Below are 18,646 nucleotides of genomic sequence, written 5' to 3'. Positions count from 1 at the left end.
ATCAAATCATTTTATTGCATCCTGCAAATCCATCATTGCTTTTACCCTATCAAAAGAACTTTTCTTCCTATCCCGCATTTTCACCAAACAATCAGTTTGTCCCACTAAATGCACCATTGTAAATATTCCTATTTTTAAAACCGTTTTTATTTTACAAAATAAAGCTCTCGTAAATGATAATGAATAATCCCTTCTGTTTCTAAACAATTTCAACATTCCTATTTGCGTCTTCACATACTTTTTCCAATGAGGTATTCCAAATTCTCTATAAAACATCAGAGGAATATCTATATTACTGAAAACGCTGCTATTTATAGTTCGCAACCATAATTCCCAATCCTCCATTCTCACATATCGGGCATCATAAGGATTATTCACAAACCATTCTTTACGCCCCATTACTGAAGGATGCAGAAAACATATATCATTCAAAACCGTATTAACACTCGGACTCTCTTTCGGAATTTTAACAGAAACTATATTGTTAAAATTATCAATTGAATACCAAGCCGTACCAACCACATCAATACACAGGTTATCAACTAAATACTTAACCTGCACTTCTATTCGTGAACAATGCATGATATCATCAGCATCCATCCTTGCATAAAATTCACCTTTTGCCAACCTAACTGATTGATTCAACCTGTATACCAATCCTTTATTTGAGTGATCAGAAAAAACCCTTATTCTATTATCCTTAAACGAATTCGCTATAATTAATGATGAATCCGTACTTCCATCGTCTATAAGTAATAATTCCCAATTATCATAAGTCTGATTACAAACTGATTGAATAGCCAGATTCAGAAACTTTTCAGCATTATAGAATGGAATTGCTATTGTCACTAAAGGGTTAATATTTTTCATAAACAACATTTATTTTTTATTTACCAAAGCAAGTCCCAATTTTATATAAATTTTCAAAATTCCATACCACTTATACCTATTTATAAGCAAAAGAATATTATCTTTGAATTTGATTTGGCTTAAAGAAGCATTATGAAGTTCAGGAAAAAGATTATTAGCATATAAAAACGATTCAGCATTATATACAGTTCCCTTCAGCATGTGCACCTTAAGATACATCTTTGATATTTGCAGAATCTCATTATATTCACAACAATCTCTATTCTGAAAAAAACTTTCAAGTAATAGCATCGCTCTTTCAATACTCTGAACAGCTTTTATAGAAATAGACTTTGTATAAGAACTTTGATTATACTTTATATAGTAATAACATATTGAATCTAATTTCACAACCTTATTAGCTATACAGGCCAATCTTGGAGTAGTTGCATAATCCTCACCAAATCCAATTTCAGTATCTAATTCCAAGCCTTTGTATAACTCTTTTTTACAGAATCTAAAACAAAGCTCATACCTTCTTTGTCTAATTAACAAAAGCTTCAGGTATTCTTTTTTATCAAGTGGTACCGCATTTTCCACTATCTTATTTTTATTATCAGAATAAAGCTCCATTACATCAAATACAACCATATCCGCATCCAAGGACGAAGCTTTCTCATATAATTTTTCCACTGCATCCAATGCTATATAATCATCACTGTCAATATGCCAAACATAGCTTCCAGTGGCGTGTAACAAGGCCGTTTTTCTTGCAGCGGAGAGACCTTGATTCGTATTATGATTAATAACCTTTACAAACGGTTTTCTATCCGGATATTGATTTAAGACAGTCCATAACTTTTCAATACTACGATCAGGTGTACAGTCATTGACAAAAACATATTCAATAGACTTAAAGGACTGCGCAAACAATGAATGCAGACATTTTTCTATATAAGGCTCTACATTGAAAATTGGCACAAGAAGAGAGACAACCGGACTTTCCATTCCAACTAATAAGAATATTTATTAATAAAAAAGAATATTAACCAGATTACTAACGGATTTCATGAATAACACACACCTTCACCGTCAAATAATTTATTTACACACATCTACGCAAGTTTAATAGTAAGCTTGGAGAAAAGGCGATAAAACAAGTATAGAGGAAATATATAAACTACAACATTTCCAAATGGTATCTGAGTATTAAAGCAAATACTAAGTCCTCCCCACAAGGAACAATATATGAGTACATATTTAACAAACAGATTTGAAGTATTCAATAATTTATAATCAAAATGCAAACCTAAAATATTAAATACAACTGTAAAGATTGGAGCAAACATGCTTCCAAAATAAATATAGCCTAATCCTGTCGCTGGTATAATCTGGGTAAACCATTCCGTATCCGGTGAAATAACATATTGATTAAATAATATATTCGTACGATTCATTTGATCAACAGTTTTGGATAGTAAAGGTATAGCACCTACAAAATCATTCCAGCATGTTTCAAACGTTATGTTATACTTATGTCCCATATCTATCGCATGCCCGATCAAACTTGGTCCAGAAAAATAATCTTGCAATTGCGATACAAATAGATCCGCAAAATTTATCAATGAATAGTCACTACCCAAATCATTTTGAAATTTATATATTGTGATCAAAAAAAACAAGCAAACAAATAATGGAACAAAAACCAAAAGCTTCTTGACCAAAGTTCTGTTAAATATTATTCTAAACAGATAAAACGTAACTACAAAATGAAAAATTATAGCCCAACGACTTGTTCCTAGAATTAAGTATGTACTAAACAAGAATAATAATATGGCTAAACAGAAATACTTTTTTTCATGTTTGGCAGAATATCTATACCCCAAAAAGTTTATCATAACTATATAAAACAAATATTTCCACCATCCTCCTATGATGGAAAAAAAGGGAATCATTTTACTACTGTTCTCACCCTTATCATTCAACAAATAAAAATCCGGAAAAACCAGTTTAGGAGAAATTACTAACAATAAAGTAAAAATACAAAAAAGAAAGAGGAACCAAACAGAATAATTTTGTATGAATATCCGTTTCGAATCCTTACTCAAATTCCTATTTAACGACACAATTGAAGACGAATGTTTTCTAATATATAAATATCTACATAAATAAATCAACAGCATTTCATACAATGTCAAAAATATAGCTAATGAGAAAGAATCTTCATTGGGATCCGAGCCAATCATAATCGGATAAGAATCTATAAAAATAAAAGAAACAGGCATAATGAAATATTTCACAAAAGCTGCAATTTCAAAAGCACAGCTTCCTGGTAGAATAACCGTTTCTTTATTTTTTTGAAAAATAAGTAATAGCTTTATTGCAATATACTGCAAAGGGATATAATATATTTCATTTTTTCCTGAATTAAAATACCATAATTGAAATATCAATACACAGCATAACATATATAAGAAAAGCTTTTTAACAGTAGATTTTACACCGTAAATCATAATCAAAATTATAACACATCAACCACTAAACCATTAAAAAAAAAGACCAAAATCAAAGTCTGCTTATAATTTTTCTTTTTAAAATATTTATCTGCTTAAACAGACTCTAAAAAGAATTATTTTTTTGTTATGGTATAAAGCCGCAAAAAAGCATTCCAAAAAGAACCAGGAAAGAAAGAAAACATATACAATATGTATGTCTTCATTGTTTCTCCCTTCAATGCATATTGTCTAACCATAGCACGAACAAAATCAATTTCCTTTAAATTATTATTATTTTCATGAAATGAATTTCTATAATAATGGAGTAACACAAACAGAAATTGACATATAGTAAACCTCTTGTAAAACGAAACATCACCAACGCCATCAGATCTATCAACCAATCTCATCCGCCCCTCAAAAATCAACAGAGATCTTATTTTACATAAATAATATGGATACGATCTATTCGTAAGAGAATCCGCAGTGATCCTATAATGATAAGGAAAATAGCTATATATCGCTAAGCACGTCACATATTTTAAATATGCTAAAGTAAAGATATGGTCTTCCTGAATAGATATCTCTTCATTAAATTTTATATGATGATCTTGTATAATACAATTTCTAAATAGTTTATTACAAGTCCACCCAAAAATTTCATTCGTTTCTAAAATATAGCAAGCTTTGATTACTGAATTTATCCCCTCATATACTCCCGATATTTTTTGCAATAGCTCCATAGTGTCAGAACAGTCTACAGCAGATTCATATTTCAATCCAAAAAAGAGCAAATCTGTTTGTTTCTTTTGCTCCCATCCTATCAATGTTTCCAACATATCAGGATCAATCCAGTCATCAGAATCTATAAAGCAAACATAATCACCTTTTGCATGATCTAATCCTAAATTTCTCGCTGCACTTACTCCACCATTTTCTTTATGGAAAACATGAACCCTAGTATCAAGCTCTGCGTATTCATCACAAATTTTCCCACAATTATCCGGACTACCGTCATCAATGAGTAAAAGTTCGAAATTAGTGAATGTCTGCGACAAAATACTATCTATACACTTACGGATATATGGTTCAGCCTTATAAACCGGAACTATTATAGAAACCTTTAAAAGTATATTCATATCACCCCAAAGAATTTAACAAAAATTCCATTGAGAAGTTCTTTCTTTCTTCTCTTATCCTATTCACAGAATCCCAGTCTATAGATTTTGTCACAATATCAAAATTACTCCAATCAGTGATAAGCCGTTCTTCTAATCCATACATTTTCAACAATGAATAAAAACGTGCCATACCTCTTTTTTCATTGCCAAGAACTACGAATTTTTTATTAAAAATAATACTGAATACTGCTCCATGAAAACTGTCACATACTACAAACTCGGCATCCATGAAACCACGAAGCCATTTGGTTACAGAAGGAAATACGCACCTATCTATGTCAACTATCGTCTTTGCGCCGACTTGCAATTCCGGCATTACAGAAAAAGGAACTAGGTTCAGACTCACCGCCACCTTAGCAATATAATCCAGTTTACTCTGTTCCGGATCCAATATATAAAAAAGCAGGGATCCAGCACTTTTTCCTTCACTCTCTTTTTCCACCAAATGAATATAGTCACACTCATCCAATAACATGGTCGGATCCAATACTTGGCATGCATCTACATCCAAATAACGCCTACAAAGCTCAATCCCCGAAAATTCTCTAACCGAAACTGCATCAAAAGACTTAACCAGTTTCTTACATCTTTTAGTTTCTAAATCAGAAAATTCCCAATTATCCACCCCAAATGATGCAGCATAAGCAATACGCTTAACCGGGCATGAATCAGTAAAATTCAAAAAAGAGATATAAATGCTACTATTATAACAAGGCCGCCAAACTTGATCGCTACCTACAATATATGCCTCCAGCGACAAAGATTTAACGATCCGCCTTATTTGTCTTTCGTTATCAATCTTTTCAGTATGATTAATGTAGTTATCTACAAAACACAGAGTATTTTGACTTATACGTTTCAACTCCTGATCTTTAGGGAAGAAAAAGAATTCTCTATTCTTGCCTGTCATTTTTAATAATACTGTCTTTAGAGTTGATGCAAACATTCTCCACAAAGGAATTTTAGGATATTTCTGATCAATGGTGATAACCTCATGTCCCATCTTTTTCAATACATCTTGAAGGGCGTAATTCTGAAGAATACCACCATAATTATTCTGTAAAGGCTGAGTTATAATTCCAATTTTCATAAATACAGAAATTTTATTTAATCAAGCAACCGATTAGTATCCTTCAACATCGAATATACGCGAGGTTCGATGATGACAGCGCCATCTATCGGAGTCTTAATTACGTTCATTTTGATATGATTAAAATAAAATGGATGGATTCCATACGGACACGGCCGGTGCGTATGCTTCTTATCTTATAAGCACTAATGATGCGGTCGTAAACGTTCCAACGTATCACAACCCACAATGAAATTATTTTATATTACACTTTCAGGGAAATTATTCTTTTCAATGAACCATCTCTATCTTCCACTCCCCCAGCGTCCTCCGTTCACTATCGAAATTAATCCCCACCTTCACCATCGGAAGTCCGCACAGTGCAAAGCGTTCGGGATAATTCTTCAGATTAATCTGATCCATGGCGGCATCGACACTCTTATCTAGCTTCAGCTCTATCACGTAGAGAGCGGACAAACTACGCATCACCACATCCACACGACCGCGCGGAGTACGCACTTCCACATCCACATACATACCCAGCAGACTGAAAATTGTGTAAAGCAACGATTGGTAATGGCCTTCATAATCGGTATTGTCGCAATAAGGAATCGTAGAAAGAAAAGTCTGCAACAAGCGCAGTCCATCATCCAATCTCTTTTCATAGATAGCCTCGTACAGCAGAGCCACCGTGGTAAGCCCATCCATAGTATATTGATGCAAATAACCGGGCAACAAACTCTTCATCAAACCCAGGCGCACTTCTTTATTGGGGATATCCAGCAGATAAAGATTCGTAATGGGAGAGTAATCCTTTATCGTGATATAACCGCTTTGATAGAGCAATGGAGTAATATTCGTTATCCGTTCGGTAGGCGCATCAAAAGATTCAGCCAGCGCTTTCCGGTCTCCAATCTGTTGAGGGATTACATGATATTTATTCAACATCTCTATCAGATAGGTAGGTGTACCACTGCCAAACCAATAAGAATTCATCTTGCCATCAGCAAAAGCGTTCAACAAGCTGAAAGGATTATATATGTCGGGAGACGGCCAGGTGAAATGATAGCCGTCATAATTATCTTTCAATTTGGCAAGAACCTCGTCACGGGTCAATCCCATACGTGTCGCCAGTATATCCACGTCATTATCCATCTGCGTCAGCATTTCTTCTTCACTGATACCGCAGATGGCCGCATACGGTCCATCCATACTGATGTTCTTAATATTATTCAATTCACTAAAGATGCTCAATTGGGAAAACTTGGTGATGCCGGTGAGGAACACAAAACGCAGATAAGGATCGCAAGCTTTCAACGGACTATAGAAATTGCGCATCACATCCCGAAGCACAGGCAAATTCTTTTCTTCATGGACAACATCGAGAAGAGGGGCGTCGTATTCATCAATGAGGACAACAACCTGACGGCCGGTTTGATGGCAAACGCGACGGATAAGTCCGGAAAAACGATCATTCAAGGTCACTTCCTCATTCACTTTACCGTACGTTTCTTCATATCTGTACAATTGAACGCTTAGCATTTGTTCCAAACGTTCCTTATCCACATGCTTTGCCATGCTCATGTCAAAATGAAGCACCGGATACCGACTCCATTCCGTCTCCATCTTATCGATGGCAAGACCTTCGAACAACTCCTTCCGACCTTCAAAATAAGCATGCAACGTGCTGGTAAGCAAACTTTTCCCAAAACGACGAGGACGGCTCAGGAATATATAGCTTGATGCGGAGTGCGTCATTTTATATACGTACTCCGTCTTGTCTATATACAAATAGTTACCTTCCCGTATCTTTTGGAAAGTCTGTATCCCTATCGGATAAAGTCGTCTTTGCTGTTCCATATATATTCCGGTTGTTTGCTTAGATTACAAAGTTACGATAAAATTTCATCTAAACCATGCGTCCAACAGGTATTTTTCCATAGCATAGCGACATTCAGTACACCGCTCCTCATCCGTGTTCTCACGCAAATAGTGAAAGATCCGAATGTAATAGCTCATGCTAACGTCTCCCCAATTATCACCTGATAATACGTGCGATTACTAATTCCACAGCTCTCACACAATTCTTTTACCGGAATTCCGGAAACTTCACGGAGAAGGGCAATGCTATCTCCCAAAGCCTTGTAAGTATAAACTACTTTTTTCATACTCTTCTTTAAAATAATGTTAATATTTAACACGGATTACCAACATGATGGTAACACCGCTATTTTCTTTCTCCATAACTTCACCGCAAATTCTTAAAACAAACAAGCAATGAAACCACTCAAACCAACCCTCTCCATAGCGGAACTGCAAAAGACAATCGACCTCTGGAAAAGTCGCAAGATTACGGATTCGGTCATCCCCAAGCTCCTGCGCCTCTACCTCGGAATGACCGCATACATGAATCAGGAGAAAGTATATCCGGTGGAGAATTTCTACGAGATCAGTATAGCGCTGGCATTCAAGAATGCCAAGTTTCTCACGGAAGCCGTCAAACGATGCGGCTCATTCGGGATAATGCCCGAAAAAAACGTATATGGAATGAAATTATTTTACTCCCCACTCTGGGTGGGGAAGGTTTCACAGGAAGAATTACCGGACAAGTTTCCGGAAACTTATCCGATAGATGATATATATAATATTAATAATACTAAAGGGAGTTCTTCTGACGAAAAAGCTTCACCTGAAGGCGACATACCTTTAGAAGAAAATTCTTCTAAAAAAAATATTGTTACACCGGAATCTTTAGCTTCCGCTAAAGAATTCTTTCATCTCATCAATAAGGATTCCACGCAGAAAGCACAGATACTAACGCCACTCATCAATTGGTTCCAACTGCACGAAAGACTCACACGTAAACACGCATGTGAAAATCTCATTTATCTGGTCAATGAACTACTAATTCCTTATTTTGCTTCGCAGGCACGATTCATGAAATCCAATCACACCGGACGGCTCTGCTGGTTGAACAATCTGTTGAAATCAGCCCACGGACAACATCTGTTAAACGACGCTGCAAGAACAAACAGAGAAAAACGAAAACAAGCAGTTCATGAAATTAGAAGTAATCAACGCAGCAATCACCCTCTCAACGAATTCGAATGGACAGATCCCGAATCCGAAATGCGATTCTACGACGATGAGATGGAAGGAACAGTGAATATACCCGAGGATGCACCACCAAGACCATCAGCAAAAGCGACATGGAATGTGTTAAGCAACAAATGGGTATAAGACTCCCGTAAACCATAATTTATAATTCATAAATCCAATGAAACCATTTTATTATCTATGTGACTTTCCCGAACGTAAAAATGCAGGAAAGAACTTCGTAACAGAGTGCCCTAAATGCGGCAAAAAACATCTTTATATTTCCAAAACGACAGGAGCTTTTCATTGCTTCTCCAGTGGTTGCGACTTCAAAGGAAAGCTCAAAGACTTCTGGGAAGAAAGACCGAGCTATAATTCGTCATTTACCGGAACAGCCGGTGATAAATTTATGGGTACAAATTATCCTACCCACAATGTCCACCAGGAAAGAGAATCGGGAAACGGCAATGGAAAAACCACATCCGAAGTACCTATGATTCCCGAAGATTACAAAAAATTACCTCCCGAAGCATTCTCCAAAATCAAACCGCTGACAGATGATCCCGAGACTAAGGACCAGGATCAACTCGCTGCCCGACGCTATCTCACAGCTCAAGGCATCTCACTGAAAACGGCTATCGAAGCCCGTATCGGCTGTCTCACGCATCGCTGTTACGGCAAGGATGAAGACAACAAGAGCACCGGAACCATGTATCATTGCGTAGCCTACGTCAACTTTCTGAACGGACAGCCCGTAAATGTCAAATATCGCTCGTGCGATCCCTCAACTATCAAGGCCACAGATGAAGGAGAAACAACCGGCAGGGAAAAAGCTGCCGGATATACCAAATTCTGGAGCCAGGATTCACCAACCACACCTTGCCCACCTTACCACATCGACTGCATCAATCCTCTGAAGGTAGCCGAGGAAACCGTCCCCCGACTCATCATCACCGAAGGTGAAAAAGATGTGCTTACACTCGAAGAAGCAGGCTATCATTACGTTATTAGCGTACCCAACGGAGCTGCAAGCGATCTCTCCAAAAGTTTCGAAGCCTTCGAACCTTGGATAGACCAAGTGAGGGACATCGTGATCTGCGGAGACATCGACCTACCGGGAAGAACCCTAGTGAAGCATCTCACCGACTACTTCGGAGAACGTTGCCTACTCACCACACTACCCGGCGACTGCAAGGATATTTCCGACGTACTCGCCACATACGGCATCGAAGTCGTACACGAAATCATCGAATCCGCCCGACCACAACACACAGTGGACATCATCACCGTAAGCGAACGTGCAAACGGGATTCTGAACGTGCTGCACGGAGAATACGACCACGGATACGACGTAGGTTACGGCCCCTTGACCGACCATGTATTCCACCCCACCGATCAGGGAGGCCTGATTATCGAGACCGGAGTACCCAACAGCGGAAAGACCGATTTTCTGAACGACCTCACGTGCCGGCTCATGGCCAAGACCGGACGCTATGTATGCTACCTCTCTTTCGAAGTGCCCGACAAAGACAAGCATATCGCCCATCTCGTGCAGCTCATGCTGGGAAAAGTGAACACTGTAAATTATACCCAAGAACAGTTGAAGCCTATCGTCAGTTTCCTGGATAGCCACATGGTGCACCTCGACTTGCATGAAGTATCCCCCACTCCCAACAATATCATCGCGAGAGCGGACATGGTGCGGCGCACCCTTCCACTGAAATATCTCATTATCGACCCATACCTGTTCATGGAGGTGGAAACCAACCGGTACAACACCGAAACCCAAGCCATAAAAGCCATGCTGACGCAAATGCAGGCATGGGGCAGAACCAACAATATATGGGTCATCATCGTAGCCCATCCGCGCAAACTCACCAAACTCAACGGGAAGAACGAACTGGAAGAGATTGACATGTATACCATCGCAGGCAGTGCCAACTGGGCCAATCTGGCCGATTTCATATTTTCCATATCCCGCATCAACCGGCAGGACAGCAACTATACCCGACTCGACATGCTGAAGGTGCGCGACCAGGATCTGTGCCAGACAGGAAGCGTCCTATATGTCCGACAAGCCTGCGGACGTTACGATGAACGGGAGTCCGAAGAGCAAGTAATAGCGGAAGCACAAGGCAAAGTCATGAGTAGGGATCATTCACCTTGGATCAGTCTCATCGAAAATTAAGGGAAATAACACTTGCGGCTGCGCCGGGCTATGCTTGTGCAAGTGTATGCTTACACAGCCGCAAGCATCAGGCTTCGCAGCCGCAAGTGTCAAACTTCACAAGTGTCACTTTCAATTCCTCTCTTCTCAACTCCTTCAGTAACGCTTAAAATCACGAAGGTTTCCCTATATACTCAAAAATCAGTTCCACCTGTTTGCTGGTAAAAATCTGTTGGGCGGAGCGGTAACCCGTATCCAACAAAGCCTGATACAGAAGCACGTTCCCGTGCAACCAGCGCGAAAGGCGGTTAAGAGCCGAACGCTCCCCGATTTCAGGCGCGTATGCACGCGCTAACTCACTTTTGGAATAAGGACGGACAGGCCATTCTTCTACCGGTACATCCGTATCATGACTACATGTAATTTTCTTCATTTTACGATAACTTTTAGAGTACTGTTTATGCTATAAAGATACAAAAAAGTCATCGGATATCACCTATTCCGAAACAGGTTTATCAAGTGTCAATGTCACTCATTTTCACAGGTCCGGGAGGTTGTATCTTTGTATTGTTCAACACGGAGGACTCAGAGCTTCACCGAGTTTTTTCCCGAACAGTTCCATGTCTTCCCGTGAGAATATAATTCTTCAATTATTAACCCTTTCAATTTATCTATTATGGGATTGAATTACAGTATCGCAATGCTCAAGAACCCGCAAAACCAGGATGAGAGCGCAAAGGCGTATGCCAAGTCACAAATCACAAGGGAACTGTCCCTGAAAGAACTGAGCCGCCATGTAGCCGCGCAGACCACCGCCAGTCGTGCCGATGTCGCCGCGGTTATCATCGCTACCGTGGAAAATATGATTGATGGCCTGCGTGCGGGCGAACAAGTAGACTTCGGAGATCTGGGAAAATTTCGTCTTCAAATCACCAGCCGGGGTGCGGAAACCGCAGAAAAATTCACGGCTACCAACATCACCGGAGTTAATATCCAGTTCATTCCGGGCGAAGACTTGAAAAATATATTCTCCGGTCTTGAGTTTTCACCCGTACCTACCCGTGCTGCCACACGTCTGCTGCTCAAAGCTCAAAAGGCAGGACAGACGACAGTGGACTTTTCAAAAACGCCCTCTTCCGGTGGAAATTCCGGCAGTAAACCGGATGACGGTGGCAACACCGGTGGCGGAGGACTGGATGAAAACCCGCTGGGATAGAATTTAAAAGCGTAGCCTTCAGAAATTAACAATGAAAGGCTGCGCAGATTCCAATTACCAATTACTAATCACTTATCACTAATAATTAATCACTAAATTACGGTTTATGGAAAGAAAATCAAAATCAGTATGGGGCATTGTCCTCAAAGTTATCGTCACGGTGGTCACTGCCTTGGCCGGTGTATTCGGTATAACCTCCTGCATGCACTGATGAGAACCATCACACTCATTATCATTCACTGCTCAGCCACGCCTCAGGGCGTGCGCCTGAGTTTTGACGACTGTCAGCGGGATCACATCCGCCACCGTGGCTTCAATGACATTGGCTATCACTTCTACGTGACACGCGACGGTGAGATTCACCGTGGACGACCTTACGAACGCATTGGAGCACATTGCCGGAATCATAACCGCCATTCCTTAGGTATCTGCTACGAAGGTGGACTTACCGCTTCCGGACAACCGGCTGATACACGCACCTTACATCAGAAAGCTTCGTTAGTAGCTTTACTGCACGAACTGAAACGGGTATTTCCACGGGCATTGATAGTAGGTCATCACGACCTCAACCCGATGAAAAACTGTCCTTGTTTTGATGCGGCAAAGGAATATAGGGAATTATAAAATTATACCGTAAAACATTTCCTTTTTATAAGGCATCTTATCAGATGCCTTATAAAAAAACTGTTATAAAATTCGATATCATCTTCTAAATCTTCGTTTTACATATAACCAAACTTTTTGTTTGGTCAACATGTCAATCCCAATCCAATATATTGACAATATAATTATAATAACAGTTATAAAACCCATAAAAATGGAGTGTGGAATACTATCAACGCCTATTATATGATATAAAAAAACAGGTACAGGTAAAGCTGCCACAGTAACCAACAAACAGGGCTTAAAAACATTCCAGACATCTCTCCAATAATAATTTGCTATTTTCACTACCAATATAGGCTTTACTATTAACCCCAATACGGCATAAGTCAATAAACTAGCCCATGAAAGAGCGACAGGAGAATATCCCGCTTTAAATAAGAAATAGATTATAGGAAATCTTATTAAGCCCAAAGTTGGTGATATCAAAGCATTCTCCTTTAACCGTCCTTTAGCATACAAAGCTGTATAAAAAGAAGTATCAAAAACTTGAAACAGACTCTGAATAACTATAATCTGAAGAAATATAACTGTATAATCAGGCACAACACTCAGCCATATTTTTAATAAAGGATGTGCGAGAAGACAGACAGGAAAACAGATTATAAACATCATATAATAAGAATATTTGGTGGATGCCAATAGTAGCCTTTTAGAACCCATCAAGTCGCCCGCTGCCAGTTTCTTTACTATCTGTGGATTAGCCGCCGTACGAAAATTATCGACAAACTGGCTGGCTGCCATATTTACCTGAATAGAAATAGATCGCGCTGCAACCACGGCAGGTTCAAAAAACATATTCAACAAAATCAGAATGCCTTGGCTATTAAGAGCCGTTGAACTACTGGCAAATAAACTCCAGCCCGAAAATCCCGCTATTTCTTTGAATATAGCCTTATCAAAGACAAAACGATAAACCGTTTCCTTAAAATGCCGACTACAATACAAACGATAGATACAAATGAGTCCTACCTGAACTATGAATAATAAAGTGGCATACAATTTTAATTTATCATAACTGCCAATGGATAAAAGATAGACTATTCCTAGTTTTGCCGAAACTTCTATAATGCTCATATATGCAAAAACCGACATTTTCTCATGCGCAATAATACTTGCATTATAAGGAACTTGTGTCAATGTAAACACAGCAGTTAATATGGATATATGAAAAGTATAAACTGCAGCGTCCATCCGCTCAGCCGGTATCACCAATTTATTATAAAGAAACCATACTCCGAGCGTTTCTGCAACTATAACAACAAAGAGAGCAATTGCTATATGAATAGTCAATGTTGTAGAGAAAGTTCTCTTCAACTTTTCAAGATTGCCTGTTCCCAGTTCGTAAGTTAAAAAACGAGACGAACCTGTGCTGAGCGCACTATTAATAAAAGACAAAAAGCCAACAATTCCACCTACGGACTGATAAATACCATAATTGTCAACTCCTAACGTTTGTAGTATCACACGTGAAGTATACAATGAAACTATCATTGTAAACATCATACGGAAATACAGGAATGCGGTATTCTTTGCGATGGTTCTATTGTTTGTTTTCTCCATCATCTTATTAAAGCCCTATCACTTGAGGAAATATTTTCTTTAAAAGAAGCACTAAGATTAAATAAAAGACTAAGATTACACTCCCTCCTACTAGCATATATTCATAATAAGGAATATGGGGATTTAAATACCGCACAATTGGGTCGTATATCCAGTTCAATATTATTCTATGAGAGGCAAACAACGTCAAAGAATATTCTCCTATCAAAACAAGATATTTGGCAGACCCTATTTTACAGCCTATATACCAAAGAATATAACAAGCACATAATGAGTATGGCAGATTGAGCAAAAAACTTCCCGTCCGTTGATATAACAAAACGAATGATAAATCTTGCCTATTAAAAAATAATATCAAAACAAAAACAACAATGGTTAACACCAGAATCTTAATATCTGGAAAATCTTTCTTTTCCGTAAGCAGTCTCTTAAAAAAATATCCTAAGTGATAGTAAACCAGCCCTAAAGCTATATTCCCATCAGAAAGGATCTGCATCCTATTATGAACCAAGAATGCAAACAGAAAACTTCCTAAGATTAAAATATGCTTGTAATATCCTTGCACATAGACATCTATAAAATAATATATAATAGAGACACTAAAAAGACTAAAAAAGAACCATAACGGTGTATTTGATGCCAAGGCCCCTGTAGAAACAAGAGAATAAAAAGGTGCTGAGAAGTCTATTGTCCCATATAAAATATATCTGTTTGCATAATAAACAACCAAGGAAATTACAGACCAAAAAACATAAGGAAACAACAACTTTCTCACTTTATTATAGACGAAATCAGAAGCTGATCTTTTCGAAGAAAACAGAAAACCACTGAAAAAATAAAATGATGTCATAAAAAAAGACATTATACTGAATAGAAGAGGTCTATTTCCTGATTCATAGGATATAAGTCCAAACTGCATAGACATGTGATAAAAAACCACATAGAGTATAAGTCCTCCTCTGATCAAATCCAAATATTGTATTCTATTATTTTGCATCATTTCCCCAATAATATTCTTTTCACTTTTTTAACAACTCTAAAACCAAACATCATTACCCAAACATCCCAACGACCTCTATGTAAAGCAAAAATATATTTTCGTTTATCCGAAGAATCAGCATCCCCGAGATAATCAATAAAGTGCAAGTTTAGCCCGTCTGTATTTATTCTGTTTTTCTTACACCATTTCAGTATTATGCGATCTGTATCACCTTCAAACTCCCAATCTATTCCAAACTGATAATGATTGTCTCGATAAGCATTATAAGTCATCTCAATGCCTTTTCTCAATGAAATAGTGTGCCGAAACAAAGGAACAACAGCTTTTATCTTGTCGTTACTATTAAAACGATCAATGGAACGTCCTCCCAATATTTCACCAGCGCGGCTCGGAAGTTCTTTGGCATAGAAATCACTCGTTATATCTATTGTCTTTACTTTTTTTCCAGTTAATTCAGACAAAACATCAAGCACTTCATTAAAAGATGGAGTCTCATCACCACAAACATTAAAAGCTTCATTATAAGCTTCATCTTTCCCTATTAACCCGATCACACCTACAGCAAAGTCTTCAACACGCATCATATTGCAACGATTTATTCCACCATTCCATCTTATGATAGGCTTACCGCTTAATATACGCGCAACCAATGTCCAGTGATAACCGTATTGAGGAGAAATACCATAAGGAATACGAGTGTCATCATACGTCACACATGGACGAATCACAGTATAATTGCAATTAGAGTTAGCAGCCAATTTCATCAGAAGTTCTTCGCTTGCCCATTTATTCACACTATACCCCCACATAGAACGGACTTTTGGAGAATTTTCATTACACACAGTTGCCAACTCTGTATTATAGACAGCACATGAGGAAATAAAAAAATATTGTTTGGTATAATGCGAATAGAAATTAAAGCTTTCTGTTGTCTCTTTATCATTATAACAGAGAAAGTCTATTACTGCATCAAATTTTCGCTCACCTAGCAAACTACAAATCCTATTAAAATCATTTTTATCGGATTTAATCAGCTCCACACCATCAGGAATAAGTTCTTTGCGATGGCCTCTATTTATCATGACCACATGTATTCCCTGTTTTAAAGCTTCATTGGTAACAGCCGTACTAAGAACCCCTGTACCACCAATCATCAACACATTCATAAAATATTATCCATCATTTGGAAAGATAGAGCCGATATAAGTCACCTATAGTCTCTGCTCCTTTCATCTCAGATACCACAAAATTCTTATTATATTTCTCAGCCATATCAGTCATAAAAGCCAAACCAGCCAGCGAACTCCACTCATCCATATAGCGGAACTCCGTACTCATATCAATTGCTTCATTGAGCCCATCAAAAAGACCTTCGAAAAAGTCTAAAAATTCTTGTTCATTCATATTCCTTATTTTTAATGTTTCCACACAATATCTGTATCAATAATCCGAGCCGGTGACCCGGTCACCAACACATGAGCGGGCAATGGAGCGATTACCACGGAATTGGAGCCAACCACCGTACCATCACCAACCTTTACACCTGGCATAATTTTACATTCGGAACAAAGCCAGCAAAAATCACCGATAATAACAGGATTGGTATCTTTGAAACCTTGTTGGGCGATAATATGTCCACCATTGGTGTCGCGAATAGAGACATCACGACCATAAAACGTATGGCTGCCAATATGTATCTTATCACCACAAATCAGCGTCAATCCAATGTTCCCACCACTGGAGGCACCGCATACAAGCTCTGCATTGTCAAATACTTCCACGTCACAACCATAACCGAAACGAAAATCACCTTGGAATTCAACCTTAGAATTCTTACCAAACAGGAAGCGACTTTCCAGTTTAGATTTACGGAATCTTTTATTACCTAACAAAATCCTTCCCTCTACTATTACTTTAGCTGTTTTATCGATCTCGAAGACACAATAGGGAGTTGGGAACAGTAATTTACCCTTTTTCCAATCAGTCTTTATAGCCGGATGAAGAAAATTGAGATGCAAGAACTGCCAAACTGCTTTAGGACGCAATTGAGTCATCCCAATAAAAGTGCGTACGCAAGAAGCCAATGTCCGTACCCTATCGTATTTTCTTGCTGATACCGGGAAATATTTATCTCCCAATTGATCGAAACGCATACTCTCCAAATCACTAAAAAACTGTTTCCTATCATAATCAGGGCAAACTGCCGCTTTTACCAAAGCCAGATTAAAAGGTTGAATATTTTCAAGTTTCACTTCTTTCTTTTGCAAACGCTTGCTTACCTGCTCAAAGATTTTTTTTCCTTTTTCTGAATTGATAAGAATAGCTGAAGTTCCCGTATCATTATCCAATTCTTTAGCAACTTTCTCCACCCCCCAAAAATCAGCTAAAGTAACATCGGCTATACGTGGATAGCCTTTGAATTGACATGAATAACAAGAAGGACGGTCTATCATACCACTGTGATAAGCTCTGCTGTAAAGGTCTTTACCTCTCACACCATAGTAGGATTTTCCATTGGCAAACGTAGATTTCTTGGTTAAACTGCGCCAACCTAATTCTTTATTCTTAGCCTTAAAAAAAACGACTTGGGAAGCATTAATTTCTTCCAGATAATCAAAATATTTCCGGTGAGCTTTGGGCGACGCTATACTTTTACATATAAAATCTACGATTATCAAGTTCTCATAGTCTTTATTCAAATATCTACGCAGAGCAGCCATCTGACAAGGTGTACCGCAAACTAATACCGGTTTTCCTGTTTTTACCGCTTTCTTGACTGCAGTATAGAAGCCCTCAGCATCGCTCTGCAAATATTTGGAACTACGGAGTCTTTTCAAATCCTCTTTGTTGTTTGAAATAAACTGGTGGGCAAAAAAATTAGTATCATAAACAGCTCCGCCAACATAACCGTCTTGTTTATATACACTTTCCGCCATTGCAGAAAAAGCTCCGCCGGATGTACTGTCGAAGCGAATTTCCAAGTTCTTATGATAAGCTCCGTAACAAACCGGTGGATTATAATCATTGCGCTTCAATTCCTCAACGTGCAATATGGGACATACACGCTCGCATAACCCGCAATCAGTGCATTTATCCTTATCTACCTCCGGATACCAAAACCCTTCAATATCCGTTTTGAAAGTAATTGCATCATGAGCGCACACGTCGCCACAGGCGTTGCAACCGCAACACATTGCTTTATCTGAAACATCAATCATATAAATGGAAATACTTAATGAAAATATAAGATTCTGACCAACTCACTCTTCAGGTAAACCGGCACATATATTCATACTGCAATAAAAAGATGCAGCGCCAAAAATAAAAGGGAATAGTTACAACTGATT

Annotated in this window: 18 protein-coding genes; 5 read left to right on the top strand and 13 right to left on the bottom strand. The window is 38.3% G+C overall.

Annotated elements, in window-relative coordinates:
* Positions 1-6: 6 nt before the first annotated feature.
* The 7 genes from K429_RS0107010 to K429_RS30620 all read right to left on the bottom strand — a co-directional run bounded on the left by K429_RS0107010 (position 7) and on the right by K429_RS30620 (position 7,762).
* A complete protein-coding gene (locus K429_RS0107010; protein WP_025726467.1) occupies positions 7-870 on the bottom strand; it encodes a glycosyltransferase in 864 nt (287 codons plus the stop codon).
* Positions 871-879: 9 nt separating this feature from the next.
* The gene (locus tag K429_RS28515) at positions 880-1,857 is read right to left on the bottom strand and encodes a glycosyltransferase family 2 protein (protein WP_025726466.1); all 978 of its coding nucleotides are present in this window, start codon (positions 1,855-1,857) and stop codon (positions 880-882) included.
* 107 nt (positions 1,858-1,964) lie between these two features.
* The gene (locus K429_RS0107000) at positions 1,965-3,362 is read right to left on the bottom strand and encodes a hypothetical protein (RefSeq protein WP_155923376.1); all 1,398 of its coding nucleotides are present in this window, start codon (positions 3,360-3,362) and stop codon (positions 1,965-1,967) included.
* A 116-nt stretch (positions 3,363-3,478) separates the two neighbouring features.
* Positions 3,479-4,483 (bottom strand): glycosyltransferase, encoded by a 1,005-nt coding sequence (locus K429_RS28510; protein WP_025726464.1) that lies wholly within the window; start codon positions 4,481-4,483, stop codon positions 3,479-3,481.
* Position 4,484: 1 nt separating this feature from the next.
* Positions 4,485-5,615 (bottom strand): polysaccharide pyruvyl transferase family protein, encoded by a 1,131-nt coding sequence (locus K429_RS0106990; RefSeq protein WP_025726463.1) that lies wholly within the window; start codon positions 5,613-5,615, stop codon positions 4,485-4,487.
* A 270-nt stretch (positions 5,616-5,885) separates the two neighbouring features.
* Positions 5,886-7,454, bottom strand: coding sequence for an ATP-binding protein (locus K429_RS0106985; RefSeq protein ID WP_022210338.1), 1,569 nt, complete (start codon positions 7,452-7,454; stop codon positions 5,886-5,888).
* Between the two features lie 155 nt (positions 7,455-7,609).
* Positions 7,610-7,762, bottom strand: coding sequence for a hypothetical protein (locus K429_RS30620; RefSeq protein WP_022210340.1), 153 nt, complete (start codon positions 7,760-7,762; stop codon positions 7,610-7,612).
* A gap of 109 nt (positions 7,763-7,871) precedes the next feature.
* On the opposite strand from K429_RS30620, the gene K429_RS0106975 reads away from it, so the two are divergent.
* Both K429_RS0106975 and K429_RS0106970 read left to right on the top strand, forming a co-directional pair.
* Entirely contained in the window at positions 7,872-8,834 is a 963-nt protein-coding gene (locus K429_RS0106975; RefSeq protein WP_025726462.1) for a hypothetical protein, read from the top strand.
* Positions 8,835-8,871: 37 nt separating this feature from the next.
* The gene (locus tag K429_RS0106970; RefSeq protein WP_025726461.1) at positions 8,872-10,878 is read left to right on the top strand and encodes a bifunctional DNA primase/helicase; all 2,007 of its coding nucleotides are present in this window, start codon (positions 8,872-8,874) and stop codon (positions 10,876-10,878) included.
* Between the two features lie 151 nt (positions 10,879-11,029).
* Here K429_RS0106970 and K429_RS0106965 read toward each other — a convergent pair whose 3' ends face one another.
* The gene (locus K429_RS0106965) at positions 11,030-11,290 is read right to left on the bottom strand and encodes a DUF4248 domain-containing protein (RefSeq protein ID WP_022210343.1); all 261 of its coding nucleotides are present in this window, start codon (positions 11,288-11,290) and stop codon (positions 11,030-11,032) included.
* 243 nt (positions 11,291-11,533) lie between these two features.
* On the opposite strand from K429_RS0106965, the gene K429_RS0106960 reads away from it, so the two are divergent.
* The 3 genes from K429_RS0106960 to K429_RS0106955 all read left to right on the top strand — a co-directional run bounded on the left by K429_RS0106960 (position 11,534) and on the right by K429_RS0106955 (position 12,697).
* A complete protein-coding gene (locus K429_RS0106960; protein WP_025726460.1) occupies positions 11,534-12,073 on the top strand; it encodes an HU family DNA-binding protein in 540 nt (179 codons plus the stop codon).
* A gap of 106 nt (positions 12,074-12,179) precedes the next feature.
* A complete protein-coding gene (locus K429_RS31265; RefSeq protein WP_155923375.1) occupies positions 12,180-12,284 on the top strand; it encodes a smalltalk protein in 105 nt (34 codons plus the stop codon).
* Positions 12,284-12,697, top strand: coding sequence for an N-acetylmuramoyl-L-alanine amidase (locus K429_RS0106955; RefSeq protein ID WP_044096498.1), 414 nt, complete (start codon positions 12,284-12,286; stop codon positions 12,695-12,697). Before K429_RS31265 ends, K429_RS0106955 begins: the two co-directional genes overlap by 1 nt.
* Before the next feature lie 78 nt (positions 12,698-12,775).
* Here K429_RS0106955 and K429_RS0106950 read toward each other — a convergent pair whose 3' ends face one another.
* From K429_RS0106950 to K429_RS0106930, 5 genes are read right to left on the bottom strand one after another with little or no spacing between them, the layout of a single operon-like run.
* A complete protein-coding gene (locus K429_RS0106950) occupies positions 12,776-14,302 on the bottom strand; it encodes an MATE family efflux transporter (protein ID WP_025726458.1) in 1,527 nt (508 codons plus the stop codon).
* Positions 14,303-14,306: 4 nt separating this feature from the next.
* Complete coding sequence (locus tag K429_RS0106945; RefSeq protein ID WP_255347628.1) at positions 14,307-15,296, bottom strand: acyltransferase; 990 nt, start codon at positions 15,294-15,296, stop codon at positions 14,307-14,309.
* A complete protein-coding gene (locus K429_RS0106940; RefSeq protein ID WP_231501822.1) occupies positions 15,296-16,453 on the bottom strand; it encodes an NAD-dependent epimerase/dehydratase family protein in 1,158 nt (385 codons plus the stop codon). The genes K429_RS0106945 and K429_RS0106940 overlap by 1 nt, the downstream gene beginning before the upstream one ends.
* A gap of 25 nt (positions 16,454-16,478) precedes the next feature.
* A complete protein-coding gene (locus K429_RS0106935; protein WP_025726455.1) occupies positions 16,479-16,703 on the bottom strand; it encodes a hypothetical protein in 225 nt (74 codons plus the stop codon).
* Positions 16,704-16,714: 11 nt separating this feature from the next.
* On the bottom strand, positions 16,715-18,517 hold the full coding sequence (locus K429_RS0106930) for a Coenzyme F420 hydrogenase/dehydrogenase, beta subunit C-terminal domain (protein ID WP_025726454.1): 1,803 nt from the start codon (positions 18,515-18,517) through the stop codon (positions 16,715-16,717).
* Positions 18,518-18,646 lie beyond the last annotated feature (129 nt).

Origin of the sequence: Bacteroides sp. 14(A) (assembly GCF_000526555.1) — a bacterium.
In the GTDB taxonomy this organism is placed as follows: Bacteria; Bacteroidota; Bacteroidia; order Bacteroidales; family Bacteroidaceae; genus Bacteroides; species Bacteroides cellulosilyticus.
This window is presented reverse-complemented; position numbering and strand designations above follow the sequence as displayed.